The organism is Streptomyces sp. NPDC102283 (assembly GCF_044766265.1).
Classification (GTDB): domain Bacteria; phylum Actinomycetota; class Actinomycetes; order Streptomycetales; family Streptomycetaceae; genus Streptomyces.
On sequence record NZ_JBIWLQ010000004.1, the window covers coordinates 430,562 to 455,912 of the forward strand.

The 25,351-nt window shown below is 72.0% G+C and carries 22 protein-coding genes; 4 read left to right on the forward strand and 18 right to left on the reverse strand.

What is annotated here, in order from left to right:
* Positions 1 to 16: 16 nt before the first annotated feature.
* The 3 genes from fxsBH to ACIRJT_RS11225 all read right to left on the reverse strand — a co-directional run bounded on the left by fxsBH (position 17) and on the right by ACIRJT_RS11225 (position 3,667).
* On the reverse strand, positions 17 to 2,350 hold the full coding sequence (gene fxsBH, locus ACIRJT_RS11215; RefSeq protein ID WP_403907393.1) for a radical SAM/SPASM protein FxsBH, inactivated beta-hydroxylase extension form: 2,334 nt from the start codon (positions 2,348 to 2,350) through the stop codon (positions 17 to 19).
* Between the two features lie 30 nt (positions 2,351 to 2,380).
* Entirely contained in the window at positions 2,381 to 2,545 is a 165-nt protein-coding gene (locus ACIRJT_RS11220) for an FXSXX-COOH protein (RefSeq protein ID WP_403907395.1), read from the reverse strand.
* 357 nt (positions 2,546 to 2,902) lie between these two features.
* Positions 2,903 to 3,667 (reverse strand): hypothetical protein, encoded by a 765-nt coding sequence (locus tag ACIRJT_RS11225; RefSeq protein ID WP_403907397.1) that lies wholly within the window; start codon positions 3,665 to 3,667, stop codon positions 2,903 to 2,905.
* A gap of 235 nt (positions 3,668 to 3,902) precedes the next feature.
* Between ACIRJT_RS11225 and ACIRJT_RS11230 the strand changes: the two genes are divergently transcribed.
* A complete protein-coding gene (locus tag ACIRJT_RS11230; protein ID WP_403907399.1) occupies positions 3,903 to 4,829 on the forward strand; it encodes a DUF4231 domain-containing protein in 927 nt (308 codons plus the stop codon).
* A gap of 90 nt (positions 4,830 to 4,919) precedes the next feature.
* Here ACIRJT_RS11230 and ACIRJT_RS11235 read toward each other — a convergent pair whose 3' ends face one another.
* The 10 genes from ACIRJT_RS11235 to ACIRJT_RS11280 form a co-directional block, all read right to left on the reverse strand.
* The gene (locus tag ACIRJT_RS11235) at positions 4,920 to 5,399 is read right to left on the reverse strand and encodes a hypothetical protein (RefSeq protein ID WP_403907401.1); all 480 of its coding nucleotides are present in this window, start codon (positions 5,397 to 5,399) and stop codon (positions 4,920 to 4,922) included.
* Between the two features lie 200 nt (positions 5,400 to 5,599).
* Positions 5,600 to 6,499: a S1 family peptidase gene (locus ACIRJT_RS11240; protein ID WP_403907403.1), complete on the reverse strand. Its 900-nt coding sequence runs from the start codon at positions 6,497 to 6,499 to the stop codon at positions 5,600 to 5,602.
* A gap of 230 nt (positions 6,500 to 6,729) precedes the next feature.
* Positions 6,730 to 7,551, reverse strand: a complete 822-nt coding sequence (locus tag ACIRJT_RS11245) for a DUF1684 domain-containing protein (protein WP_403907404.1) — start codon at positions 7,549 to 7,551, stop codon at positions 6,730 to 6,732.
* Between the two features lie 4 nt (positions 7,552 to 7,555).
* Entirely contained in the window at positions 7,556 to 8,836 is a 1,281-nt protein-coding gene (locus ACIRJT_RS11250) for an NtaA/DmoA family FMN-dependent monooxygenase (protein ID WP_403907519.1), read from the reverse strand.
* Positions 8,837 to 8,850: 14 nt separating this feature from the next.
* Positions 8,851 to 9,927, reverse strand: a complete 1,077-nt coding sequence (locus ACIRJT_RS11255) for an LLM class flavin-dependent oxidoreductase (RefSeq protein ID WP_403907406.1) — start codon at positions 9,925 to 9,927, stop codon at positions 8,851 to 8,853.
* Positions 9,928 to 10,054: 127 nt separating this feature from the next.
* On the reverse strand, positions 10,055 to 11,029 hold the full coding sequence (locus ACIRJT_RS11260) for an ABC transporter substrate-binding protein (RefSeq protein WP_403907408.1): 975 nt from the start codon (positions 11,027 to 11,029) through the stop codon (positions 10,055 to 10,057).
* Positions 11,030 to 11,069: 40 nt separating this feature from the next.
* A complete protein-coding gene (locus tag ACIRJT_RS11265) occupies positions 11,070 to 11,822 on the reverse strand; it encodes an amino acid ABC transporter ATP-binding protein (RefSeq protein ID WP_403907521.1) in 753 nt (250 codons plus the stop codon).
* Positions 11,823 to 11,839: 17 nt separating this feature from the next.
* Complete coding sequence (locus tag ACIRJT_RS11270; protein WP_403907410.1) at positions 11,840 to 12,757, reverse strand: amino acid ABC transporter permease; 918 nt, start codon at positions 12,755 to 12,757, stop codon at positions 11,840 to 11,842.
* Positions 12,758 to 12,814: 57 nt separating this feature from the next.
* Positions 12,815 to 14,656 carry an FAD/NAD(P)-binding protein gene (locus ACIRJT_RS11275; RefSeq protein WP_403907412.1) on the reverse strand — a complete coding sequence of 614 codons (1,842 nt, stop codon included), beginning with the start codon at positions 14,654 to 14,656 and terminating at the stop codon, positions 12,815 to 12,817.
* On the reverse strand, positions 14,653 to 15,519 hold the full coding sequence (locus ACIRJT_RS11280; protein WP_403907414.1) for an amino acid ABC transporter permease: 867 nt from the start codon (positions 15,517 to 15,519) through the stop codon (positions 14,653 to 14,655). Before ACIRJT_RS11280 ends, ACIRJT_RS11275 begins: the two co-directional genes overlap by 4 nt.
* 557 nt (positions 15,520 to 16,076) lie before the next feature.
* Here ACIRJT_RS11280 and ACIRJT_RS11285 point away from each other — a divergent pair.
* Entirely contained in the window at positions 16,077 to 17,015 is a 939-nt protein-coding gene (locus ACIRJT_RS11285) for an ABC transporter substrate-binding protein (protein WP_403907416.1), read from the forward strand.
* Positions 17,016 to 17,045: 30 nt separating this feature from the next.
* Here the strand turns inward: ACIRJT_RS11285 and ACIRJT_RS11290 are convergent, their stop codons facing one another.
* A complete protein-coding gene (locus ACIRJT_RS11290; protein ID WP_403907418.1) occupies positions 17,046 to 18,281 on the reverse strand; it encodes a DUF5685 family protein in 1,236 nt (411 codons plus the stop codon).
* 308 nt (positions 18,282 to 18,589) lie between these two features.
* Between ACIRJT_RS11290 and ACIRJT_RS11295 the strand changes: the two genes are divergently transcribed.
* Complete coding sequence (locus ACIRJT_RS11295) at positions 18,590 to 19,033, forward strand: cell division protein SepF (protein WP_403907420.1); 444 nt, start codon at positions 18,590 to 18,592, stop codon at positions 19,031 to 19,033.
* Positions 19,034 to 19,100: 67 nt separating this feature from the next.
* Here ACIRJT_RS11295 and ACIRJT_RS11300 read toward each other — a convergent pair whose 3' ends face one another.
* The gene (locus tag ACIRJT_RS11300; protein WP_403907422.1) at positions 19,101 to 20,321 is read right to left on the reverse strand and encodes an acyl-CoA dehydrogenase family protein; all 1,221 of its coding nucleotides are present in this window, start codon (positions 20,319 to 20,321) and stop codon (positions 19,101 to 19,103) included.
* Positions 20,322 to 20,423: 102 nt separating this feature from the next.
* Positions 20,424 to 22,118, reverse strand: a complete 1,695-nt coding sequence (locus ACIRJT_RS11305) for an MFS transporter (protein ID WP_403907424.1) — start codon at positions 22,116 to 22,118, stop codon at positions 20,424 to 20,426.
* Between the two features lie 498 nt (positions 22,119 to 22,616).
* Between ACIRJT_RS11305 and ACIRJT_RS11310 the strand changes: the two genes are divergently transcribed.
* Entirely contained in the window at positions 22,617 to 23,636 is a 1,020-nt protein-coding gene (locus ACIRJT_RS11310) for a phosphatase PAP2 family protein (RefSeq protein ID WP_403907426.1), read from the forward strand.
* 104 nt (positions 23,637 to 23,740) lie between these two features.
* Here ACIRJT_RS11310 and ACIRJT_RS11315 read toward each other — a convergent pair whose 3' ends face one another.
* The gene (locus ACIRJT_RS11315) at positions 23,741 to 23,956 is read right to left on the reverse strand and encodes an I78 family peptidase inhibitor (RefSeq protein WP_403907428.1); all 216 of its coding nucleotides are present in this window, start codon (positions 23,954 to 23,956) and stop codon (positions 23,741 to 23,743) included.
* Between the two features lie 392 nt (positions 23,957 to 24,348).
* Entirely contained in the window at positions 24,349 to 25,314 is a 966-nt protein-coding gene (locus tag ACIRJT_RS11320) for a helix-turn-helix transcriptional regulator (protein ID WP_403907430.1), read from the reverse strand.
* Positions 25,315 to 25,351 lie beyond the last annotated feature (37 nt).

The window sequence follows — 25,351 nt, forward strand, 5'->3', positions numbered from 1 at the left end:
CCCCCCTGCCGTTCGGTCATTCGAACGTCACTTTTTGGTCAGATGCAAGGACGTTCGGCGCCTGACCGGACGCCGGGAAGCTCCTGTCGCGATTCTTCTCGGTCGCACTCCGTGTTCCGCTGATCTCCTTGCGGACAGCGGAGATCAGCTGTTTACCGTCGACCGTCACCTCCGCCGCGTCTTCGATCTTGTCGAGAGCTTCCGGAACACCCGTGAGGAAGCGCGGGTCGTAAAGCCCGAGCCCCGCCCGTTCGAATGTCTCGGCCAGCAGTCGGGAGAACGTCACGTGTTCGTTCCCCCAAGGCGTTCGATGTTCCCAGGTACCGTCCAAGGCGTAAAGATCCGTCACTTCACCGAGCGCCCGCAGTTTCGCCCGGCGGAATCCGCTCAGCAGGCCGAGTGCCAGCTCGTGCGCCTCCGCCGACGGCCCGACGCCGAGCGCGCCGGGTCCGTGGCGCCCCGGCTCGCCCGCGCCGCCGGCCAGCGGGGTCACCGTGGTGAGCGTCCGGGCCGCCTCGGCGGCCTGGTCGGGGACGGCGTCGGCGAGCAACGCCCAGGCCTCGGCGATCCGGTGCGCCCAGCCCTCGGACCGCTCCGCCGGGAGGCGGTCGGCCGCCGGAATGTCGAAGCAGTCGCGGAAGGGATCGAGGTCGTCCAGCAGGAGTCCGGGGGCCGGCGGCTGCCGCAGGACGCGCACGGGACGCCAGTGCGGGCCCTCGGGGGCCTCGCGCGCGATGCGCAGCTCCGCGCCGGGCGGGGCCTCCTGGCGGCGGACGAGGAATCCGTCGCCCCCGGCCCGCACCACCGCCGTTCCCCGCTCCCCCGGGGCGCCGAGGACCACGGTGCCGAGGGTGGGCAGGTGCAGGATTCCGTCCCGGTACGCCACGGGCACGGGCAGGTCGAGTCCGGCACGGACGGCGGCGGCGGCCACGGTGGCGCCGAGCCGTTCGGCGGCGGGTCCCGTCATGCCGCGGCCCGCCTCGGCGTCCTCCAGGGCGCCGAGCAGCCAGGTGCGGGTGTAGGGGTGGGCGAGCACCGCGTCGAGCGCCTCGGCGCCCGGGGGGGCCGCCTCCACCGTCGCCGCGAGCCGCCAGGCCTCGTCCCAGAGGTCTCCGCCCCGCCCGTCGAGGGTGTCGTGGAGAACCGCGAGCAGGGTGCGCGTCAGGTCCTGGTGGGCGGCGAGCAGTTCGTCCGGCGCCCGGACGGCGGGCGACCCGGTGGCCGCGGCCGTACGCTCCTCGACGCCCCGGACCAGGGCGGCGAGGTCGGCGCAGTAGACCGACGGGTTGTCGAACCCGCCGGCCTGGCCGCCGTCGGTGCGGTAGCGGTGGGTGTAGAGCCCGCCGCCGCACGAGCGCACGACGGGGCAGCGACGGCACGTCTCGCTGACGCCGGCCAGCCCGAGCTGCCGCGCCCGGACGCCGGGGTGGGCCGCGACCTCGTCGAAGGTGTTGCGGAAGACGTCGAACCCGGTGGCGGCGGCGCCCTCGTAGGCGCTCTTGAGCGAGTCGACCTGTTCCAGCGTCCCGTCGGTCTCGATGACGACGAGGTCGGTGGGGGCCAGGCCGAGGGACTCGGTGAGGCTGGGGCCGCCGGTGAGGCTGGAGAGCACCGAGGCGAACATCCGGACGGGCATGGGACGGCCCCGGTCCGTCCAGCGGTCGAAGACCGCCAGGAGCCACTCGGCGTACGCGGTGGGCGAGCCGTCCGGCCGCGGGGGCGGTTCGTCCCAGGTGGCGTGCGGCAGCAGGAAGTCGACGAGCGGGGGTTCGAGCGCGGCGAGAGCGTCGTGCACGGCCATCGGGTCGTTGTGGATGTCGACCGTGCACAGCAGGCCGAGGTCCAGATGGCGGTAGCGCTGCTCGCGGAGCAGCTCGACCGCTCGCATCACCATCGGGTGGCTGCTGCGCCCGTTGGCGAACAGGCGGTGGCGGTCGTTGGCCGCGCGGTCGCCGTCGAGCGAGATCCCGACCCGGACGTGGAACTCGTCGAACAGGTCGAGGTAACGGGGGCTGAGCTGGACGCCGTTGGTGTGGATCCTGAGGTCCAGCTCAGCGATGCCGTTCAGAGCCGAGCCGAGCTCCTCGCAGACCCGTCGTAGTCGCGCGGGCCCCGCCAGGAGCGGTTCCCCGCCGTGCAGGATCACTGTGACGGAGGGAATCGCATGAGTCGTCGCATGCTCGGCCAGGCGCCGGGCGGTCCAGGAAATCGCCTCGTCGGAGATGGTCTTCGGGCGGGTCGACCAGCTCTGATCTGCATGTTCGTAGACATAGCAGTGGTCACAGGCGAGATCGCATCTGCTGTGCACTTTCAGAATGAATTCGCGGAAGGGGACCAGGGGTCCTGTCATTCCTTCATTCTAGCCACTCCTGACGCCTGCTCAGAGAGCCGAACTGAAAGTGGAAATCCGGGTCGACCGGGCCGTTGCCGCACCGGAGACGCGGCTGAGCTTCCTGACGGCCTCGGCGCTGTGGACGTCGGTCGCCGCGAGGGTTGCGCGGGTCTTCGCAGGGGCGAAGTCGGGGGTGGTTCCGTAGGTCTTCACGGCCGTCCTAGGGGGATCCTGAAGGGGTCTGTTTCCGGACATTGAAACGCCGCCGGATTCCGTGTCATCACACGGCCCGGCACGCGAACTTTACTACCGCGGGGACCCCTCCACATGCCGGCGGAGAGCCTTCATCACCTGTGTTGCAGAAATTGAAACACGCCTTCCGTCCAGCCGCTCGGGTGAGCGGGGAAACCGCCTCGCGACCGGCGGGCCGGAGAGCCGGCTTCCCCGCCGCCGGCCGGTGCTGGTGGGAGGCTTCCCGCCATCGGCGGGACCGCCCACAAACGCGCCGCGCACGCGACTCGTGATCCTCCTGCCACGCCTCGCGCCGGGAGGCTCCGACGGTGCGGCCGTTCACTCGTTCACCGGTTCCTCGCCGGGGATGTTGTGTCCGGCACGGGCGCCGCTCACACAGTCCAGGACGCGTTCGTGGCTGTCACCCACGACGTCCGTGACCCGCACCCGGATGTGGAGCACGTCGACCAGCTCGACGCACCGCTGCGAGAACACCCCGACCGGCACCGTGTCGTAGTTCCCCGTGCCGACCAGCGGAAAGCCCGCCCCGAAGGCGATGAGCTGGTAGTCCCGCCCCACCGAGAGACCGGCCGCCGCCAGGGTGGACACGACGTCCGGGACCGCGACCCAGGGCGCGGTCGCCCCGCCGGACCCGCCGCGCAGCACCACGCGGCACTCCCAGCTCTCGACGACGGCGACGTGCTGACCGCCGTTCAGTATCCCCACCCGCCAGGCGGGCTCCCCCTCGGCGAGCAGCCCCTTGCGCCAGGAGCCGCGCGAGCCGAGGCAGGGATGGACCGTGCGGGCGTACTGCGCCCTGGCCAGGACGGCGCCGACCGCCACGGCAAGCAGGCTCCCGAGCGCCTCCGTGTCCAGCAGTTGCAGGCGCCAGGGCCAGTCGTCCCGGGAGCCCGGCGCGATATTGGCCCGCACGGCCTCCCACACCAGGATCAGGATCAGGATCGCGAGCAGCGCCAGTGGAGCGGTGAAGAGCAGCGGGCTGCGGCGGATCCGGCGCTGGCCGTGCTGGAGCGACACACCGTCGTCCACCCCTGCGCGCCGGTCCCCCTCGATGGCCACTCCCTCGCCCGGAGGTGATCGCATCCGCCCGGGAGGGGCGGCAACTCACCTGCTGGACAGTCCAGTTGGCCAACCTTGCCACAGCCGCGCCGGCTGGGGAAGGACGCCCGCGGGGAAGTGGCCGAACCGCGTCGTGGCGGCCCCCCGGGGAGCCGGGACGCTCTTGTCGCCTCCGCCCCTCCCCCTTACTCTCGTGGCCCCGGGCGGGGCAGGCGCCACGACCGGCCGGGTCATACGACAACTGCAGACGGAGGCGTCCATGACGGCGTTGCCTGAGCCGCTGAGATCCATGGTCTTCAGGAACGATGACCTGCCGGCGCTGTTCCATCACACGGACGCGGTCGCCGTGGCCCGCCAGCGCGAGGCCGTGAACACCACCCGGGCGCAGCTCGCGCTGCTCGTGGCGGGCACGGTGCCCGCGGCGCTGCCCTGGCACACCGAGGACGGTCCGGCGGCCCGCGCCCTGTACGGCGCCGCGGTCCTGGCCTACCTGGGCGTGCTCTTCGCCACCTTCCTCGCCTCCCACCGCAAAGCAAAGTCGCACTGGCAACTGAACCGCTCCGCAGCCGAGTTCATCAAGTCCAACTGCTGGCGCTACGCGGTGCACGGCGCGCCGTTCGACAGTGCGTCCGAGCACCCGGAGGCGCTGTTCGCCAATCGCCTGGAGGACGGTCTCCAGGAGTTGCGGAAAGTGGGCTGGGCCGACCCGCGGGAGGAGCTGCCGGATTCCGGCGGCCTCATCACGGAGTCCATGCGCGCGTTACGGAACAAGGCCTACACGGTCCGCAAGGAGACGTATGTACGGGACCGGCTCATCGAACAGCGGCGCTGGTACCGCAGACGTCAGCAGGCTTCCCGGCGCGGGGCGATCCTGTGGTCGGGCGCCATCGTCGCGCTGACGCTCCCGGCGCTGGCGCTGAGCCTGTTCCAGACCTTCGGAGTGGGGCGCTCGTTCGGTCTGACCGGGGCGTTCTCCGCGGCGGCGGCGGCCTGTCTCACCTGGAACGAGATGCGCCGGCACCATCCGCTGATCTCGGCGCACTCGCTGGTGGAGAAGGACCTGGAGTCGATGCAGGCCGCCATGGAGACCACCCTCACCGAGCGGCACTGGCCGGCGGCGGTGTTCGAGACCGAGCGGATCGTGTCGCCCGAGCACACCGACTGGCTGGTCAGGCACCGCGTGTGAGTCGGGGGCGCCGCGCGGGGGCAAAAGCGCCCCTCCCGTACGGCCCGGTGGGCGTCCTCCCGTACGGACCCGTTCGGTGGACGCATCCGGTCAGCCGCGCAGCACTCCGTCGCGCCAGATCACGGTGACGGGGCGGCCCAGGGCGCGGGCGTACGTCACGATGTCGCCCGTGCCGCCGAGGCCCCGCGCCGGGAGGCCGTCCCAGACCGCGAGCAGCCGGTCGCAGTGGTCGGCGATGTAGGCGCCCGCCGCGTAGTACGCCTCGTCGGTGGAGTGCGGGAAGTCGAGCCGGACCTCCTGCGCCGCGCGCCCCTTGAGCGTCCGGTAGCGGGCGAGGTCGAGGGCGTTCTCGAAGGAGTCCTCGTAGTCGCCGCTGGGGATCACGGCGGTCAGTTCGGCGCCGCAGGCGAGGGCGAGGTCGGCGAAGAGCTGGTCGGCGCCGACCGCCAGGCTGGAGAGCGCGTGCGTCGCGCCGTCGAGTCCGCACAGGGCGGCCCGCAGCCCCGCGAGCACATGGGCCTCGGCCTCGGCGGGGATGGAGCGGTGACCGGTCACTCCGATGCGATTCACGGACCTGCTACCCCCTATGCCAGCGGAGCAGGGCCGGGAGCGCGCCCGCCCCCGTCGCCCCGCCCCCGTCGCCCCGTAGCGGCGACCCGTCGTGGCGACATCCTCTCAAGAGCTCCCCGGCGAACGGGAGCCCCCGTCCGGAATTCCGGACGGGGGCACGTATGTACGGACTGTTCCGTAACCGACCGGTGTGGGACCGGTCAGTACACGCTGACGCCGTACGCGCTCAGCGCCTCGGTGACCGGCTGGAAGAAGGTCGTTCCGCCGGAGGAGCAGTTGCCGCTGCCGCCGGAGGTGAGACCGATCGCCCGGGTGCCGGAGTAGAGCGGGCCGCCGGAGTCGCCGGGCTCGGCGCACACGTTGGTGCGGATCATGCCGTAGACGACGTCGCCGCCCCCGTAGTTGACGGTGGCGTTGAGTCCGGTGACCGAACCGCTGTGGGTGCCGGTGGTGGAGCCGCGGCGGGTGACGGCCATGCCGTTGGTGGCGTTGGCGGCGCTGGTGATGTCCTGGCCGCCGACGGTGCCGTCCTTGGGGATGGTGGTGTTGGTGTAGCGCACGATGCCGTAGTCGTTGTTCGGGAAGCTCGACCCGGAGGTCGTGCCGAGCACGGTGGTACGGGCCGAGTTCGCCCACCAGGTGGTCGCGCCGTCCGTGCAGTGGCCGGCGGTCAGGAAGTAGTAGGTGCTGCCGCTGCGGACGTTGAAGCCGAGGGAGCAGCGTCCGGTGCTGGAGTAGATCGCGTCGCCGCCGGAGATCAGCTTGGTGAACTTGCCCGGCGTGCGCTCGATGCGCAGCGCGTCGGCGTTGGCTCCCGCCGACTTCTTGATCTGGTTGATCTCCGCCTTCGAGACCGTGCTGTCGACGGTGACGACGAGGCGCTTGGACTGCGGGTCGATGTTCCAGGCGGTGCCCGCGATGTCGGCGCCGAGCACGGCGTCGCTCGCCGCGGTCAGCTGGTTGGCACTGAACGTCCGGGGGGTTTCGGCGTTCGCGGTGGGGATGGCCATCGCCGCGACGGCGGCGAGCCCCGCGAGTACGGCCGTGGTACGGACGCGTCTCGCCGCGGTCGAGCGGTTACTGGTGCGCTTGATCCTCACGTCGGGTTCCTCCGAGGGGAATCGGGGGCCCTCCTGTGGGGTGGCGGGCCCGTGAGGCGCAGTCGGGGGCCTGTCCGGATTCCGGAGTTGCCGTGCCCCTGACAATCGCTGACCGGAGTATCGAGGGGTCCGGACAGGGGGCGCAAGCATGCCTTTCGGCCACGCGGGTCACACACGCATCCGGCCCCGGAAGCCGTGGGGCCGCCGGGGCCGGATGGACCTCTCGGGGGTCAGGCGTCGATCCGGTTCCGCTCCCCCGCCGGGACCGCCACCGAGAGCGTGTTGCCCGGGGGCGGGAAGGGGCAGATGAAGTGATCGGCGAAGGCGCACGGCGGCAGCAGCGCGCGGTTGAGGTCGACGCTCACGCTGCCGTCGGCGGCGGGCGCGGCGGGCCGCAGGAAACGGAAGCGGTAGCTGCCGTTCCCGCTGGTCGCGTCGGCGAAGACGGCCCACAGCGACCCGTCGGGTTCGACCGCGACCTGGAGCGTGTGCTCGTCGCCGTCGACCGTGAAGGCGATCTCCCCGCCGAGCCCGAGACCCCGCTCGATCCCGTCCGCGTTGACCACCTGTACGGTCCGGTCCCCGCCATAGGGACGGAAGGTCCCCGACAGTGCCCAGCGGGGGTCGTACGGGGTGGCCTCGATGGTCGAGAAGGCGTGCCGGGCCGGTGATCCCGGGTCGAAGTCCCGTACCGCCCACAGCCCCTCGCGGCGGAGCACCACCAGCCGCCGCTCCCCCTGCGCCACCCGGGAGTCGTCGATCGGTCCGCGGTCCGCGCCGAGCCGGACCTCGCCGGTCAGCGGCTTGCCGTCGACGACGAGGCCGTCCTCGGCGGCGGCCGTGAGGACCACCTCGTCGCCCCTCTCGCGCCAGCGCCCCGGGACGGCCGGAATTCGCCCTTCCGGGTAGTCGGAGAGCCAGTGGGTTCCGGTCAGGGAGAGAGGGCCGTACGGGGCGGCGACGGCGACGACGCGCCCTTCGTGCCACCGCTGCCAGTCCTGTGCGGCGTCCGGCCCGCCGCCCTGCTCCTGCTGCTGTGCGTCCGTGCTCATACGGTCAACCTTTCCATACCGGCTCCGGGAGGCCGAGGTGCGACCGCAGCGTGGAGCCGGCGTATTCGGAGCGGAATGCTCCGCTCTCCTGGAGGAGGGGGACGACCCGGTCGACGAAGTCGTCCAGGCCGCTCGGGGTGAGATGGGGGACGAGGATGAAACCGTCGGCGGCCCGTTCGTCGACGAACGCGGTCAATTCCGCCGCGACGGTCCGGGGCGAGCCGATGAACGACTGCCGGGTGGTCGTCTCGATGACCGTCTGCCGCAGGGACAGCCCCTTGGCCTCGGAGATCGCGCGCCAGCGGGCGACGATCGCGAAGGGGTCGCCGTGCCGGACCCGGCCCTGGGTGATCTCGGAGTCGGGGACGGGGTCGATGTCGGGGAGCGGCCCGTCGGGGTCGTACGCGGAGAGGTCGGTGCCCCAGATCTGCTCGGCGGTGAGGATCGCGTTCTGCGGCGAGACCTGCTGCCGGCGGATCTCGGCGGCGCGCTCCTGGGCCTCGGCGTCGGTGTCGCCGGTCACCACGGTGACGCCCGGCATGATCTTCAGGTCGCCGGGCTCCCTGCCGTACGCCGCGAGCCTGGCCTTGACGTCGGCGTAGAAGGCACGGCCCGCCTCCAGGGTGCCGTGCCGGGTGAAGATGACGTCGGCGGCACCGGCGGCGAACTCCCGGCCCTCGTCGGAGTCCCCGGCCTGGATGACCACCGGGTGGCCCTGCGGCGAGCGCGGGACGGTGAACTCCCCGGAGATCGCGAACTGCGGCCCCTCGTGGGCGAAGGGCCGTGACGTGCCCTCGGGCGTCCAGGAGTCCCACAGCTCGCGGGCGGTGGCGACGAACTCGGCGGCCCGGGTGTACCGGTCGGCCCGGTCCAGATAGCCGCCCCGGCGGAAGTTCTCCCCGGTGAAGGCGTCGGACGAGGTCACCACGTTCCAGGCGGCCCGGCCCGCGCTGAGGTGGTCGAGGGTGGCGAGCCGCCGGGCGAGTTCGTAGGGCTCGTTGAAGGTGGCGTTGACGGTGGCGGCGAGGCCGAGCCGGTCGGTGACGGCGGCCAACGCGTTCAGGACGGTCAGCGACTCGGGCCGGCCGACCACGTCGAGGTCGTGGACGCGGCCGTTGTGCTCGCGCAGCCGCAGCCCCTCGGCGAGGAAGAAGAAGTCGAACTTCCCGCGCTCGGCCGTCCTCGCCAACTGCTCGAAGGAGGAGAAGTCGATCTGGCTGCGGGAGCGGGGATCGGCCCACACGGTGGTGTTGTTGACGCCGGGAAAATGGGCGGCGAGGTGCATCTCACGGGGCACGGTCAGACCCCCTTCGCGACGGTCCTGGCGGCGGCGTAGCGGCTCACGGGACGCGCGAGCCCCAGGTGTTCGCGCAGGGTGCCGCCGGGATGGAAGGTGCGGAAGAGACTGCGGTGCTGGAGGAGGGCCACGGTGCCGTTGACGATCCTTTCGAGGTCGCGTTCGGGAGTGATGGGCGTCAGGTGGAAGCCGTCGGCCGCTCCCGCCCGGTGCCACTGGGCGATGAGGTCGGCGAGGTCGACCGGGCCGCCCCGGAAGTAGGTGCCGCGCCCGGCGAGCCGCGGCCCGCTCTCCAGACCGGGTTCCGGCGCGGTCTCCATGTCGCCGAGGTCGACGGTGAGGGCGACCAGGACCCGCAGCGCCCCGGGGTCGCGCCCGTGGGCGGCGGCCTTGGCCCGCACCTCGTCGCGGACGGCGGCCGCCTGCTCGGGGGTGGTGGCCCGGATGTGGACGACGTCCGCGTGCCGGGCGGCCGCCTCGCGGGCCGGGCCGGTGGTGGCGTCGATGACGGTGACGGGACGGCCCTGCGGCGGGCGCGGCACGATGGCGGGGCCCCGTACCGAGAAGGCGGAGCCCTCGAAGTCGACGTAGTGCAGCTTGTCCCGGTCGATGAAGCGGCCGGTGGCGGTGTCGCGGATCTCGGCGTCGTCCTCCCAGCTGTCCCACAGCCGCCCGGAGACGTCGGCCACTTCCCCGGCCTCCTGCCACAGGGCGGCGGGCGGCGCCGCGGGGCGTCTGCCGAAGAGCCGTGCCTCCGCCTCGGTGGTGGAGACGTCCGCACTCCAGCCGGCGCGGCCCCGGCTCACCCAGTCCAGGGTGGCGACGGCCGAGGAGACGTGGAAGGGCTCGGTGTGGGTGGTGGTGACGGTCGGGACGAGGCCGATGCGGTCGGTGGCGGGCGCGACGCGGGCGAGGACGGCGAGCGCGTCGAGTCCGGGGCGGGCGAACGAGTCGCCGAGCGTGACGTAGTCGAGCGCGCCGTCCTCGGCGAGCCGGGCGAGCCGGAGATAGTGCCCGGCGTCGTAGTGCGGCGGGCCGCCGATCTCGGCGGCCAGGTGGAGGGATGTACGTGCGGACATGCGGGGACCTCTCGGGTCGACGGTCGGTCGGGGCTGCGCGAGGCCTTTCACCGTTGCCCCCGCCGCTCGCCGGCCGCACGCCGGACGGGGCGCGCGGCCGGGGTGGCGGGCCCGGTGGGCCCCGGCGTCAGCTCTTCGTCTTCGGCAGGCCGGGCGGGTTGATCTCCGACTTCTCCACGGCCTCGCCGCTGAGCCCCCAGCGCCCCAGGACCTTGGCGTACGAGCCGTCCTCGACGATGTGGTCGATCGCGGCGGCGTACGCCTCGACCAGGCCGCTGCCCTTCTTGGTGGTGGCGGCGATCTTGCCCTGGAGGCCGCCGCCGGCTCCGGAGATCTGTCCGGCGATCTCGCTCTGGCCGGACGTCGCCACGTGGTAGGCGGCGGACGGGCTCGGGCCGAGGTGGGCGTCGATGCGGCCCGACTGGAGGGGCAGGTAGTAGTCGTTCTCCTTCTGGAAGTACTTGATCTCCACGGGCTCGCGCCCGGCCTTGACGTTCTCCTCGCTCCACTCGACGAGGATCTTCTCCTGGTTGGTGCCGGAGGAGACCGAGATCGTCTTGCCGGCGACGTCGGCGGGGCCCTTCACCTTCCAGCCGGAGCCCTTCTTCGCCTCGAAGGCGATGTTGTCGAGCCGGTAGGTGGCGAAGTCGTACTTCTCCTTGCGCTCCTCGGTCACGGTGACGTTGGAGAGGACCCCGTCGAACTTGGAGCTGTCGAGGCCGACGAAGAGGTTCTCCCAGGAGACCTGCTCGAACTCCGGCTTCAGGCCGAGGGTGTCGGCGACGAGGGTGGCGATGTCGATCTCGGAGCCGATCCGGGTCCTGTCGTCGGTGGCGTAGAAGCCGAGCGGCGGCACGGCGTCCGCGCTGGCCCCGAACCTCAGCGTGCCGCGCTCGCGGATCGCCTCGGGGACGAGGGCGGCGACGGTGTCCACCTTCTTGCCTCTGAGGCGGTCCTGGTCGGGGCTGGTGTTGAGACCGGTGTCCTTCTTGTCCTTGGACGCCGCCACGTCGGCGGAGACGTCGGGGTCGCCGCAGGCGGTGAGCAGTCCGATGGCGGTGAGCGTGGCGAGGGCGGCGGTGATGCTGCGGCGGATGGACACCTGCGTACTCCTTGCGGATGAGGGATGCATGAGGGTCAAGTCAGAGAACCTTGGAGAGGAACGCTCGGGTGCGCTCCTGGGTGGGGCGGTCCAGCAGGTCGGCGGGCGGGCCCTGCTCGACGATGCGGCCCTCGTCCATGAAGACGACAGTGTCGGCGACCTCGCGGGCGAAGCCGATCTCATGGGTGACGACGATCATCGTGGTGCCGCCGTGCGCCAGGTCCTTGATGACGTCGAGGACCTCTCCGACGAGCTCCGGGTCCAGTGCGGACGTCGGCTCGTCGAAGAGCAGGAGCTTGGGCTCCAGCGCCAGGGCGCGGGCGATGGCGACGCGCTGCTGCTGGCCGCCGGAGAGCTGTCCGGGGTAGGCCGCCGCCTTTTCGGCGAGCCCGACCCGCTCCAGCAGCTTCTCCGCCGCGGCGACGGCCTCCTTGCGGGGGCGGCGCAGCGCGGAGACGGGCGCCTCGATGATGTTCTCCAGCACGGTGAGGTGCGGGAAGAGGTTGAAGTTCTGGAAGACGAAGCCGATCTTGGTGCGCTGGCGCAGTACCTCGCGCTCGCGCAGCTCGTAGAGCTTGTTGCCGTCCCTGCGGTAGCCGACCAGGGTGCCGTCCACGCTGATCCAGCCCTGGTCGACCTTCTCCAGGTGGTTGATGGTGCGCAGCAGGGTGGACTTGCCGGAGCCGGAGGGGCCGAGGATGACGGTGACCTCGCCGGGCCGCACCAAAAGGTCAATGCCGCGCAGCACTTCCAGGGAGCCGAAGTTCTTGTGCACGGAGCGGATTTCGACCATGGCATCGCTGGGTGCGCTCATCGCACGGCCCCCTTGGCGTAGTGACGTTCGACGTAGTGCTGGACGATCGAGAGGGCGGTGGTCAGGAGGATGTACCAGGCGGTGGCGACCATCAGCAGCGGGACGACCCGGCCGCTGCGGCCGTAGACGACCTGGACCTGGTAGAAGAGTTCGCCGATCGCCATGACGGAGACGATCGAGGTGCCCTTGAACAGCGAGATGATCTCGTTGGCCGCGTTGGGCAGGATGGAGCGCATCGCCTGCGGGAGCACGATCCGTCGCAGCTGCCGGAGCTTGGGGATGCCGAGGGCTGCCGCCGCCTCCAACTGGCCTCCGCCGACGGCCAGTACGCCACCGCGCACGATCTCCGCCGCGTACGCCGCCTGGTGCAGCGCGAGGCCCAGGACGGCAGCGCTGACCGCGCCGACCAGATTCATCGTGTCGAAGGTGAAGAGGCCCGGCCCGAACGGGATGCCGAACTGCAACTCCTTGTAGAGATAGGCGAGGTTGAACCAGAACAGCAGTTGCACGATGAGCGGGATCGAGCGGAACGCCCAGATGTAGCCGTACGCGACCGTCCTCAGGAACGGGCTGGCCGACAGCCGCATGAACGCCAGCACGATGCCGAGCGCGAAGCCGAGGACCGTGCCGTAGAAGGTCAGTTGGAGGGTGAGCCAGACCGCCTTGAGGATGACCGGTGCGGAGAAGAACTGCGCGAAGACGTCCCACTCCCAGCCGGGGTTGGTGACCAGCCCGTTGATGAACTGGGCGACCAGGACGGCGGTCACGGCGACGGCGACCCAGCGCCAGGGGTGGCGGGCCGGGACGACCGTCAGCTCTCCGTAGTCGGTGCCGGGTTCGGCGACTTTCAAAGCGGGTGGACCGTCGGGGGTCCCGGCGGGTGGATCGATGGGTGGATCGCTGGTCAGCGACATGAGTGGAGTCCTTGGGCACGGAGGCGGCGGTGGTACGGGAAGGGTGCGGGCGGCCGGTCAGGAGGCGAGGCGGCCGCGACAGGAGAGGTCGCGCAGGAACATGAGCGCGGCGCGCGCGGCGGCGTCGTTCTGCCGGAAGGCGGGGCCGCCGGTACGGGGCCGGGTGAACGCGCCGCTGCTGCGGGCGGTGGTGAACGGGCCCAGCGCGAAGCGGCGCGGGTGCGGGCGGCCCCCACGGTCCAGCACCCGGCCGTCGGCCGGGTCCACGGAGAGCAGGCCGGTGTCGGTGACGGCCGCCCCGTCGTCGCGCAGGGAGCGCAGCAGGGGGCTCGCGGTGTGCTGGAGCGAGGGGTCGGGGAGGCGGGCCTCGGCCAGGGCGCGGGCCTCGGTGTACGCACCGGGGACGGTGGTGCCGGTGGCCCGGAAGACCCCGTGTTCCTCGTCGGTCTCCACGGTCAGGCCGGCCCCGAGGAAGCGGACGACGCCGGCCCGGGAGAGGGCCAGGAGTTGGTGGAGGCGCGGGCCCGGCGGTCCGGAGGCCAGGTAGCTGAAGAACCCGTGCCACCAGTCGCCGATGTCGCCGATCCGCACGAGCTGGGCGTAGGCGGAGAGCAGTCCGAGGAAGACCGCGAGATCCTCGCTGTGCCCCGGGTCGTGACGGCGGGCCAGGTCGGCGGCGACGTAGGCGCGCAGCGCTTCCTGGAGAGCCTCGGGCGATGCGTGGCGGACGCCTTCCAGGGGCCGGTCCAGGGCATGCAGGTCGAGCCGGTCGGCGGGGTCGGGCACGGCCTCGGCGACGATCCCGGCCAGTTCGGGGCTGCCCGGGTCGGCGGCGGCGTACTTCTCGGCGAAGACCTCGTGGGCCAGGGCGGTGCGCTCGGGGTGGGCGGTGAACAGCCGGTGGTAGTGGGCGTGGCCCAGCTCCTTGGCGACCGCCGGCCAGACATCGCGGCGGAAGTCGAGGGGCCCGGGCCTGCTCAGCAGCTCCTCGGTCCACGCCTGCCCCGCGTGGAGCGGCAGCGGCGGGCGTTCGCCGGTCCAGCCGTAGCCGATCTTCGCGTGGTACGGGACGCCGCGCCGCGATCCGACGTACAGCACGGGTTCACGGCCCGACGGCAGGTAGACCCCGTTCTCGTGGCGTCCGCCGCGCCCTTCGGTGAGCAGGACCATCAGATCGATGAAGGCGAGTCCGAAGCCCCGGACGATGACCGGCGCCCCGGGGCTCAGGGCGTCGAGATCGCTGTCGGCGGTGAAGTCGGGCGGCAGGTGGACCAGGTCGTGCCGACGGGCGAAGGCGCCGAGCCGCTCCTGCTCGGAATCCCGTTCGGCGTCGAGGTGGCCCACGGTCAGGACGACGAGATCGGCGGACAGGGGTTCGGCGCGGCCCTGGAGCCGGACGCGCTGGCGGCCGCCGCGCGGCCCGGTGACGGCGAGGGCGGTGGTGCGGTGCTCGTGCACGGTGATGCCGGGCGGCAGAGCGGCCAGGGCGCGGTCGTAGGTCCAGCGCAGATAGGCGCTCTGGAGGCGCCGGGTGGGGAAGTCCGCTCCGGCGAGGCCGTGTATCTCGGCCAGGACGGCGGGATCCGCGTCCGGGACGACCCGGCCCGCGCGGACGTCCTCGGCCCAGGCGTCCAGGGCCGGGCCCGCCACGACGGGCCCGGCCAGCTCCACCGTCTCGTCGGTGAACATGGTGACGTCCTCGGCCATGGAGTTCATCCACAGCAGCGGCGACTGGTCGGGCCGCCAGATCCGCCCGCCGCCCGCCGGGTAGGGGTCGACCAGATGGATGTCCAGGCGCTGGTTCCCGTACAGCTCACCGGCGTTGGCGGCGATGCGCTCGATGACGCCGGTGCCGCGGGGGCCGCCGCCGATCACCACGACGCTGGGTGCGGAGGTCATCGCGCACCCGCTGTGCCACGGGCGTAGTACCGCTCCACATAGCGCTGGCCGATGCTCAGCAGCGTGGTGACGATCGCGTACCAGAGCGTGGCGACGAGCAGCAGCGGGATGACCTGGTAGGTGCGGTGGTAGACGAGCTGGACGGAGTACAGCAGGTCCTGCACGGCGATGATGCTGACGATGGAGGTGCCCTTGAGCGTGCCGATCAGCATGTTTCCGGCCGGCGGCACGATGGACCGCATCGCCTGCGGCAGCACGATGCGCCGGAACCGCCGCCAGGGGCCGAGCCCGAGGGACTGGGCTGCCTCCACCTGGCCGCGCTCGACGGAGAGGATCCCGCCGCGCACCACCTCGGCGGCGTACGCGGCCTCGTGGAGGGTCAGTCCGATGACGGCGATGGTGACCGGGCCGAGGAGGGTGACCGTGGAGACGCCGAGGATCTGCGGGTACAGGGCGCCGATGTTGAACCAGAACAGCAGCTGGACCAGGATCGGGGTGGACCGGAACAGCCAGACGTATCCCCAACCGACCGCCTGGAGAACGGGGTTGCCGGAGAGGCGCAGGACCGCGAGGACCGCTCCCAGCACGAAGCCGAGCACCACGACCACCGCGGTGAGCCAGAGGGTGAGCCAGAGTCCGCGCAGGACGGGGACGGTGGCGAAGTAGGAGAGCACGACGTCCCACTGGAAGGCGTCGTTGCGGATGACCGAGTTCAGCGCCAGCGCGAGCAGCACGAGGACGGCGACAGCCGCTGTCCAGCGGCCTGTTCGGCGTACGGGAACGATGCGCGGGACCGCGTCGGCGTCGTCCTTGACGAGCGGCCGGGAGGAGGGAGGGGGCAGCGAGACGGTCTGCGGGGGCATGCGGGAGCTCCGTGGATGCTCAGATCGAACACGGGGCGTGCCTTCACACCGGAAACCACACATGGGCCGGGCCCCTCAGCGCCGGTCCGCCTCCGAGATAAGCGGCGTGCGACGGGAGTTGTCAAGCCTGTCCACACTGTGAGCCGTACATCTCACCTCGGTTGACGCGCACTCGGATGCCTGTTCAACTTGGCCCATGCATCCGCAGCAGTGGCTGGTCACCCGCTCCCACATCGACTTCGGTCGCGTGTGGTCCTCTTCCTGTTGAGCTGACCCTCTGCTGTCCGGTTCCACCCGCTCACGCCTGTTCTTCCGGCGTTCGAGCCCCGTTCCCCGTGTGACTTCACCTCCACCACACCGCGTCGCCCTCCCCTCGCTCCGCTGAACGCTTCTGTCGCCGCTCTTCTGTTCTGTCGCCACTCTTCTGTCGCGTTTCCCTGTCGCCGCTTTCCTGTCGCCACGCCACTCCTCGCTCGCCCCCTCCGTGCCGCCGCGGCCCGTGCCGCCGCGCCCCGGGGGTGGTCGGCCTCCCCTGACGAACCCGGAGAAGCACCGCCATGTCCCGATCCCGGCATACCGCCCTGTTCACCCTGATCACCGTGGCCGCGCTGACGCTCACCGCCTGCGCGGAGCCGACCGACACGTCGGGCGGCGGATCCGACAAGGGCGCCTCCAAGGGGAAGACCCCGACGACGGATGTCGTCTCGAAGGTCCGCAAGGACGAGGCCGCGGCGAAGCTGCTGCCCGCCGGGGTCCGCGAGGCGGGCACCCTGCGGATCGCCTCGTCCGTCGGCACCCCGCCCGGGGCGTTCTACGAGGAGGACGGCTCCACCCCGGCCGGCGCGGACATCGACTTCGCGGACGCGGCGGCCCGGGTGCTGGGGCTGGAACTGAAGCGCGAGGTGGCGTCGTTCGAGGCGATCCTGCCGGCGCTCGGCAGCGGTAAGTACGACCTGGGCACGGGGAACTTCGGCGTCACCGACGAACGCCGCAGGACCATCGACTTCGTCACCTACATCAACGACGGGCAGGGCTTCGCGGTCCGCGAGGACAGCGAGCTGAAGAAGGTCACCGACCTCACCCAGCTGTGCGGGCTGGACGTGGCCACCGGGGCGGGCACCACCTTCGAGGTGACGCTCCAGGAGAATCTGCCCCGGTGCGCGGAGGCGGGCAGGAAGCCGTACAACGTCAAGACCTACGCCGACCAGGCGGCCGTCTGGATCTCGCTCCAGCAGAACCGCACCGATGTGGTGATGTCCACCATCAACGGGCTGCGCTACGCGGTGAGCCAGCAGGAGGGCCTGCGCTTCCTCAACGAGTTCAAGCGGCTCGACGTGGGCTTCGCCTTCAAGAAGGGCACCCCGCTGGCCCCCGCCTTCCAGGCCGCCGTCAACCGGCTCAAGGAGGACGGGACCTACGACCGGATCCTGAAGAAGTGGGGCACCTCCGAGTCCGCGATCGAGACGTCCGAGATCTCGCCGCCCGAGCTGAAGTGACCTGACACCGGTCCGGCTGCGCCCGGCCGCTCAGCAGTCGCAGCCGCAGGAGTCCCCGCAACAGCAGCAGCCCTCGCCGCACTGGCCGCAGCAGTCGCAGGCCTCGCAGCAGTCGCCGCAGCTCTGGCACGGCGACTGCCGCTGCTCCCGGCTCCAGGGGTCCTCGAAGCTGCCGCAGCACATCTGGCAGGTGCAGGCGAGCCCGGCCCAGACCAGGCATCCGGCGATCAGCCCGCGCCGCTCGCGGGGCGGGCGCGGCGGAGGCGGGGCGGCCGGGCCGCCGGGCGGCGGACCGTAGGGGTGGCCGGGGGTCGGTCCGTACGGGTTTCCGGGCGGCGGGCCGAAGGAGCGGTCGGGCAGCACCAGCCCCTGGTGCTCCTGGTGCCCCTGGCCCTCCTGGTGCGAGCAGGACGACGTGCCGAAGGCCCGGTCGACCGAGCGCCGCAGCTCATGGGCGAGCAGGACGTGGACGAGCGTGCCGTCGGTGAACTCCGCCTCCCGCAGCGCGAGCCGCACACCGTGCAGCGCGTCGTCGCAGAGCCGGCGCGCCTCGGAGAGCGGGGTGCCGGTGGCGGTGAGCGGGTTCCAGGCGCCCGACGCGGCGTCGGCCTCCCGGTCCTCCACGGCGTCCAGGAGATGGGCGAGCCGCCCGAAGAGCCGGCCGGCCTCCGCGAGCGGCGCGGCGTTCTGCGGCTTCCCGGCGAGGTGCGCGGTGTGCGCGAAGGCGGCGGCGGTGGCGGTCTCGGTCGGTTCGGTGACCGTCAGCAGCGGGGTGCCGGGCCCGGCGAGCGTCTCGATCCCGGTCTGCCGGTCGACCGCGTCGACCAGGAGGGCGGTGTCGAAGCCGAGGGCCGCCCCGGTCCGCGCCCCCGCCCGGTCCCACCCGGCGGCCACCCGGCGCGCGGCGGCGGCGACCGGGCGGCGGGCCAACAGCCCGTCCCGGTCGGCGACGTGGTCCCGGACCTTGGCCGAGGCCAGAACGAGCGAGACGGCCGCGGCGAGCCGCGCCCCTTCCCCCATGGCGACCGGGGCGGTGCGCATGGCGCGCAGCGGGCAGGGACCGGCGGTACGCCGGCCTTCGGGCGTGCGCCCCACCTGAGCCTCCGTCAGGACGGAGACGATCAGGCCGTCATAGTTCGTGACGATACGGGCGAACTGTCCGTGATCCGCCCTCAGGGCCAGGCACAGACCGCAGAGATGGGCCATCCACTCGACCCTGAGGCCTTCGGAGAGCCGATGGGTACAGGGCCTGACTATTCCGAACACGACGATCCCCCGTGAGCCGTTCAACCGGTGCGCGACGCTCGCGCACCGGAGCGTCGTGCATCGTATCGAGTGACCCGTTCACCCGTACGTCCCCCGGATCACCCGTACGGCCGGAGCATCATATTTTCCTTCTACAAGCCCCCTTACGGGGTACGAACCCTGACGAATCGCCACATCTTCTGCACCAGTAACGTCACGAATCGCCTGCGGGCCGACTATCCACTTGGCGCGGTATCCGCATCATGGACGACCATAGGGATACGAAAGAGATGCGGAACACCAAGGAACCGCGGTGAGAGGAGGCGTCCATGGGATCGGTGCGCAAGGCGAGTGCCTGGCTGGGCCTCGTAGAGGACAACGACGAGCGGTACTACGACGACGAGTACGCCGAGGGTACGGAGACCGGTACGGGCAACCAGGCCTGGGTCACCGACCCGCGGGTGCAGGTGGCCGCGGAGACGGCCGAGGAGCAGGACCGCCGGATCGCGACGGTGACCCCGGACAGCTTCCGGGACGCACGTGCCATCGGTGAGCTGTTCCGGGACGGCGTCCCGGTGATCGTCAACCTCACGGCCATGGACCCCGCCGACGCCAAGCGCGTGGTGGACTTCGCCGCCGGGCTGATCTTCGGTCTGCGCGGCTCGATCGACCGGGTGGCCACCCGGGTCTTCCTGCTGTCCCCCGCCGACACCCAGGTGCTCGCGGGCGAAGCCGCCGGCCGCAAGGCCAACGGCTTCTTCAACCAGAGCTGAGCAGGGCGCTCGCCGGAAAGATCCGGTCAACGCATCCGGCCGGCGCGCGCGGACCGGCGCGTCCCGTTCACCGGAAGGCGTCGAGGCCGGTGAGCGCCTTGCCCAGTACCAGCTGGTGCATCTCCACGGTTCCCTCGTAGGTGAGCACCGACTCCAGATTCGTGGCGTGCCGCATCACCGGATACTCCAGCGAGATCCCGTTGGCCCCGAGGATCGTGCGCGAGGTGCGGCAGATCTCGATCGCCTCCCGCACGTTGTTCAGCTTGCCGAAGCTGACCTGCTCCGGCCGGAGCCTGCCCGCGTCCATGCGGCGGCCCAGGTGGTGGGCGAGCAGGATGCCCTTGTGCAGCTCCAGGGCCATGTCCGCCAGCTTGGCCTGGGTGAGCTGGAAGCCGCCGATCGGCCGCCCGAACTGCTCCCGGCTCCTCGCGTAGTCGAGGGCCGACTCGAAGCTGGCCCGCGCCGCACCCATGGCGCCCCAGACGATGCCGTAGCGCGCGTGGCTCAGACAGCTGAGCGGGCCGCGCAGCCCGCTCGCGTCCGGAAGCACCGCGTCGGCGGGCAGCCGCACCTCGTCCATGACCAGCTCGCTGGTGACCGAGGCGCGCAGCGACCACTTGTGCCGGATCTCCGGGGCCGAGAAGCCGGGGGCGTCGGTCGGCACGACGAATCCCCGGATGCCCCGCCCGTCCTCGCCCTCGTCGGTCTGCGCCCAGACGACGGCGACTTCGGCGACCGAGCCGTTGGTGATCCACATCTTGCGGCCGGTGAGGATCCAGTCCTCGCCGTCGCGCTTGGCATAGGTCCGCATCCCGGCCGGGTCGGAGCCGTGGTCGGGCTCGGTCAGGCCGAAGCAGCCGATGATCTCGCCGGACGCCATGCCGGGCAGCCACCGCTGCTTCTGCTCCTCGGAGCCGAAGCGGTGGATCGCGTACATGGCGAGCGACCCCTGTACGGAGACGAGTGAGCGGATCCCGGAGTCGGCGGCCTCCAGCTCCAGGCAGGCGAGGCCGTACTGGACGGCGCTCGCCCCGGCGCAGCCGTACCCGTCCAGTGACATGCCGAGCGCGCCCAGCGCGCCGAGCTCGCGGGCCAGCTCCCTGATTCCGGGCAGCTCGCCCTTCTCGTACCACTCGGCGATGTGCGGCAGGACGCGGTCGGTGGCCCAGGTGCGGACGGTGTCGCGGATCGCGAGGTCGTCGGGGCCGAGCAGGTCGTCGATGCCGAGGGGATCCGACGCGTCGAACGGCGGGAGTTTCGACGGCTTCGCGGACTCGGTGCTGGACATGAGGATGCCTCCGGCGGCTCGCACGGTGCTCGGAGGGACCGGGAGACGCCCGCCCTCCGAAAACTAGCAGTGGTAGTCAGGGCGTCGTGCTGACGTTACGGCTCAGTGTGCCGCTCGTCCAGAGCCGGTCGCCTCGGCCGGCTCGCGGCGCGCGGGCACCATCGGGCGTGGGGCCGGGCGGCCCGTCCCGGCCGGCCGGACGGCGCCGAGGACCCGGTGCTCGTCCGCCTCGCCCGGGCGGCACGTCTCCTCCGGCGGACACTCCATGGCCTTCGGCAGTCGCAGGGCGGCCAGCGCCCCGAGCAGCAGCAGGCCCGCGCTGACGAACAGGGTGGTGTGGAGTCCGCCGATGAAGGCGTGCCGAGCCGTGGAGCGCAGCAGGTCGCCCATCGGGCCGCCCAGCTGCGCGGCCACCTGATAGGCCTCGCCGAGCGAATGGGAGGCCTCCGCCCCGGCGCGGGCGGGGACGCCCTTCTCCCGCAGACCGGCGAGGCCGGGGGCGTAGGCCGCGTTCATGACACTGCCGAGCAGGGCGATGCCGAGGCCCGCGCCCAGTTGGTAGGAGGTCTCGCCTATGGCCGCCGCGCCGCCCGCCCGCTCCGGAGGGGCGTCGCTGAGCATCGACTCGTACGCCCCGAAGAGCGTGGTCTGCAGCCCGAAGCCGAGCAGGACGAACGCGCAGGTCAGCAGGGCGGGCCGGTCGTGCTGCCCCATCGAGGTGAGCAGCAGGACCGAGGAAGCGGTGAGGACGAAGCCCCAGCCGACCATGCGCCGGGGGCCGACGCGGCGCAGGGTGTGCGAGCCGGTGGCGCCCGCGGCCATCGCGGCGAAGGTCAGCGGCAGCAGCCGCAGCCCGGTCTCCAGCGGGCTGAGCCCGAGCACCAGCTGGAGGTACTGGACGGCGATCAGCTGGAGGCCGACGAGGGCCAGCATGGCGAGCACGATGCAGCCGACGGCGGTGGAGAAGGCGGGGCGGGCGAACATCGAGACGTCGATCAGCGGATGCCTGCGGCGCTTCTGGCGGCGTACGAAGAGGACGAGGAGCGCGAGCCCGAGGGCCAGCGGGCCCAGCGAGGCCGGATCCGAAAGCCCCGCGCCACCGCCCAGACGCTTCACGCCGAGGACGACGCCGAGCACGCCCGCCGCGGCGGTCAGCGCGCCCAGGACGTCCCACGGGCCGTCGTCGCCGCCGCGTGACTCGGGCAGCAGCCAGCGGCCCAGCGGCAGGATCACGGCCATCAGCGGGATGTTGACCAGGAAGACCGAGCCCCACCAGAAGTGCTCGACCAGGAAGCCGCCGACGACCGGTCCGGTGGCGGCGCCGACCGCGGCGACCGCGGTCCACACGCCGATGGCGAGCGCCCGCTCCCGGCGGTCGGGGAAGACCTGGCGCAGGATCGACAGCGTGGCGGGCATGATCATCGCGCCGCCGACGCCGAGGAGGGCGCGGGCCGCGATCAGGACGGCCGGGGTGTCGGCCGTCGCGGCGAGCGCGGAGGCCACGCCGAACAGCGCGTAGCCGAAGAGCAGCACGCGCCGTCTGCCGATCCGGTCACCCAGCGTGCCGAAGAGGATGAGCAGCGAGGCGCAGACGAGGGGGTAGGCGTCGACGATCCACAGGAGGGCCGTGCCGCTCGGGCGCAGGTCCTCGGTGACGGCGGGAACGGCGACGTGGAGCACGGTCGCATCGAGCGCGACGACCAGGAGACTGAGGCAGAGGACCACGAGGACGACCCAGCGGTTGGCGTCGTCGGCGGCTTCGCGCAGCCGGACCCCGGCCGTGGTCGTCCCGGACATCTACGTACCTCCCGATGAGTCCCTCGCGCTCGGCGGACCGACGGTGACGTGGGGTACGCGTCCCTCGGGCCCGGCATCGACGGGCGAGTGAGCCGTCAGCGTACGCGAGTCCGGCGAGGTCACACGTGGCGCACGTCATACCCCGGTCCGCCGCACAGTGTGGCCTACGCCATTCCGCCACCGGTGAGGGGGCTCCCGCCCGAGGGGCCCGGACGGCCGTCGTGGCGGGGGTCCGGGCGGGCGGCGCGGGGCGCGTCGCGACGGTGCGGGCCTCCCCCGAATGGCGGGATCAATTGCCGCGGATTCCGGTGCGCCTATCTTTCCGAGAGATCAAACACGCTTACGAACGGAACCGTCGGGCAATTGGCCGCAAGATCACGGAGAATCTTCTGCGCGCCCGGAAAAGACGCCGTTCCGAGACAAAGTCCACATCACATCGTCATCACAAAAAGCCCGGATTGGCCTGCTCGCACACTCACTCGCTGTAACGTCGATTGGGTGCGTACCGACATCTTTGCCCGGCTGGACCGGGAGCCGGAACCGCCGAAGATAGTGGCACCGCGGATGAGCCGTCACCGCATCGCCCTCTTCGGCGGGACGTTGGCGTTCTATCTCGCCATCGTCTGGGCGGTGCTGATCACGTCCTGGCTGGTGGCCCTGGACTGGAAGGTCATGCTGTTCCGGCCCTACCAGCAGTGGCCCGAGCTGCACGCCTTCCTGGACTACTACGTGGTGCTCGGCCAGCGCGGCCCCACAGCGGTGATGGTCGCCTGCTGGCTGGGCTGGCGCTCCTGGCGTCAGCACACGCTCCGGCCGCTGCTGGTCCTCGGCACCTCCCTGCTGCTGCTCAATGTGACGGTGGGCGCGGTCAAGCTGGGGCTCGGGCGGCTCGGCCCGCACTACGCGACCCAGATCGGCTCGGCCGAGATGTTCGCCGGCGGCGATATATTTCCCTCCGGGCACACCGCGAACGCCGTCGTGACCTGGGGAATCCTCGCCTACCTGGCCACCACGCCGCGCGCCAGGCGCTATCTGTCGGCGGTGTCCGCGACGGTCTCGCTGGGCGTCGGTCTCACCACCGTCTACATCGGTACGCACTGGCTCAGCGACGTCGTGCTGGGCTGGGCGGCCGGGCTGCTCATCCTCCTGGCACTGCCCTGGTTCGAGCCGCTGATCGCCCGGACGGAGGCCTGGATCTTCGCGATGCGCGAGCGGTGGCGCGAGCGGCGCGACGGCGCCCGTCCGGCGCCCGTGCCCGGGGCCGGGCCGCAGCCGGTGCTGCTGCCGCAGTCGATGGCCACCGACGGCCTCGCCGCCGAGACCGTGACCGCCGCGGCCGAGCCGGTGCTCCCCGCCGGACATCCGGCCCCGGGCGTCAGGGCGCGGGCCCACGGCGGGCACCCCGTGCGTCCGGGCTCCATGCCGGTCGCCCCCGCGGGCGTCCGCCGTCCGCCGCCGCACACGGAGCGGGGCGCGCGCGGCACCGGAAGTCCGGCGCGCCCGATGACCGGTGGCTGATCCCGCTTTCCCGGAACCGCTGGGTGCGCACGACGTCCCCCGCACACCGAAGGCCCCGACCGCGGTCGGGGCCTTCGGTGTGCGGGGCCCGGGCGACCGGCGCGTCAGCCCACCCAGCAGCGCGTCACCGTGCCGTCCTCGACCTGGAAGTTGATGCGGCCGTGGCGGAACTCCATGGTGAGGAACGCGCCCGGGGGAACGGCCCGGACCGTGTCCCAGCCTCGGGTCCCGGCCTGCCGCTCGGCGGCGTCGGCGGCGAGGCCGACGTACGACTCGGTGGCGTCGTCCGGCTGTGCTGGAGGGGTCGGTAGAGATGCCATGCCTTCACCGTAGGCGGCCCCGGACCGTGACGGAAGACCGGGCCGGGAGGGCGCCGGGGCGGGGATACACCTGCATCTCCCCATGCCATGACGGTCACGCTTGTGTCACAGGATCCCCACACGTGTATACGCGGCCCCATTCACTCGAACGGCCTCGATCGGAAGCACCGGCGCACATAAACGGGAAACAGCGTTCACCGGCATGAGGAGGTGTCGGAAGCCTTCCGGAATCATGGGATGACCTGCTTCTTTTCCCATCGCTGGGGAGTGTCGCCCGAATGGCCGGGACACCGGAATTTCCCGCCCCCGTAAACCGGCCTTTCCTTTCCGTACGCTTCCCGCCACCCGCCCGCAGGGCGTGGTGCGGCGGGCGGTCGACCACACCCGGAGTCTCACGGTCCGTCGAGCGCGCGCGTGAGCCGGTCCCGCGCCTCCCGCATCACCTCGGTCAGTTCGGGCGGCTCGATCACCTCGAAGTCGATCCCCATCATCAGCACGTGGATCACCAGCACGGCGAGGTCCGGCGCGCCCGCGGTCAGCCGGCAGGTGTCCGCGTCCACGGCCTCCAGCACCCCCGCGGACGGCGACACCTGCCGGGCCGCCCGGGCCAGCGGCGCCTTCAACAGGATCACGGCCCGGGCCGCGTAGGCCGAGACCGCGACGCCCCGGGAGACGTAGGCCGCCAGATCGTCCGCCGGCGGGGTGCGCGGGGTGAAGCGGGGGCCGTGCGGCGGGGTCGGGGTGATCCGGTCCACCCGGAAGGTGCGCCAGTCCGCCCGGTCCGGATCCCAGGCCACCAGATACCAGCGGCGTTCGGTGCAGACGAGCCGGTGCGGCTCCACGGTCCGGCGCGAGACCTCCCCGCCGTGGCTCCGGTAGGCGAACCGGAGCCGCTCCGTGTCCCGGCAGGCGGCCGCCAGCTCGGTGAGCACGGCGGGGTCGACGGCGGAGTCGTCCGCCCCGTGCAGCATCGGCACGGTGAACGCGCCGAGCGCGCTCACCCGGCGGCGCAGCCGGTTCGGCAGCACCTGTTCCAGCTTGGCCAGCGCGCGTACGGAGGTCTCGCCGATGCCCTCGATGCCGTGTCCGGCGGCCGTGCGCAGGCCGACGGCGACCGCGACGGCCTCCTCGTCGTCCAGCAGCAGGGGCGGCAGCTCGGCGCCGGCGCCGAGCTGGTAGCCGCCGCCGGTACCCCGGCTGGCGTTCACCGGATAGCCGAGGTCGCGCAGTTTGTCGACGTCCCGGCGCACCGTGCGCGGGGTGACGCCGAGCCGGTCGGCCAGGTCGGCGCCGGACCAGTCCCGGTGGGCCTGGAGCAGTGAGAGCAGGCGCAGCAGTCGTGCCGAGGTCTCCAACATGCGGGCGAGTCTGCCAGGAATTGCGGACAGATCCGGT

Coding starts and splice junctions, on each gene's coding strand:
- ACIRJT_RS11280 (WP_403907414.1), bottom strand. CDS start 15,519: ATGCCCCCGCAGACCGTCTCGCTGCCCCCTCCCTCCTCCCGGCCGCTC.
- ACIRJT_RS11295 (WP_403907420.1), top strand. CDS start 18,590: ATGGGATCGGTGCGCAAGGCGAGTGCCTGGCTGGGCCTCGTAGAGGAC.
- ACIRJT_RS11270 (WP_403907410.1), bottom strand. CDS start 12,757: ATGTCGCTGACCAGCGATCCACCCATCGATCCACCCGCCGGGACCCCC.
- ACIRJT_RS11255 (WP_403907406.1), bottom strand. CDS start 9,927: ATGTCCGCACGTACATCCCTCCACCTGGCCGCCGAGATCGGCGGCCCG.
- ACIRJT_RS11300 (WP_403907422.1), bottom strand. CDS start 20,321: ATGTCCAGCACCGAGTCCGCGAAGCCGTCGAAACTCCCGCCGTTCGAC.
- ACIRJT_RS11265 (WP_403907521.1), bottom strand. CDS start 11,822: ATGGTCGAAATCCGCTCCGTGCACAAGAACTTCGGCTCCCTGGAAGTG.
- ACIRJT_RS11305 (WP_403907424.1), bottom strand. CDS start 22,118: ATGTCCGGGACGACCACGGCCGGGGTCCGGCTGCGCGAAGCCGCCGAC.
- ACIRJT_RS11275 (WP_403907412.1), bottom strand. CDS start 14,656: ATGACCTCCGCACCCAGCGTCGTGGTGATCGGCGGCGGCCCCCGCGGC.
- ACIRJT_RS11225 (WP_403907397.1), bottom strand. CDS start 3,667: ATGCGATCACCTCCGGGCGAGGGAGTGGCCATCGAGGGGGACCGGCGC.
- ACIRJT_RS11245 (WP_403907404.1), bottom strand. CDS start 7,551: ATGAGCACGGACGCACAGCAGCAGGAGCAGGGCGGCGGGCCGGACGCC.
- ACIRJT_RS11230 (WP_403907399.1), top strand. CDS start 3,903: ATGACGGCGTTGCCTGAGCCGCTGAGATCCATGGTCTTCAGGAACGAT.
- ACIRJT_RS11250 (WP_403907519.1), bottom strand. CDS start 8,836: ATGCACCTCGCCGCCCATTTTCCCGGCGTCAACAACACCACCGTGTGG.
- ACIRJT_RS11320 (WP_403907430.1), bottom strand. CDS start 25,314: ATGTTGGAGACCTCGGCACGACTGCTGCGCCTGCTCTCACTGCTCCAG.
- ACIRJT_RS11285 (WP_403907416.1), top strand. CDS start 16,077: ATGTCCCGATCCCGGCATACCGCCCTGTTCACCCTGATCACCGTGGCC.
- ACIRJT_RS11315 (WP_403907428.1), bottom strand. CDS start 23,956: ATGGCATCTCTACCGACCCCTCCAGCACAGCCGGACGACGCCACCGAG.
- fxsBH (WP_403907393.1), bottom strand. CDS start 2,350: ATGACAGGACCCCTGGTCCCCTTCCGCGAATTCATTCTGAAAGTGCAC.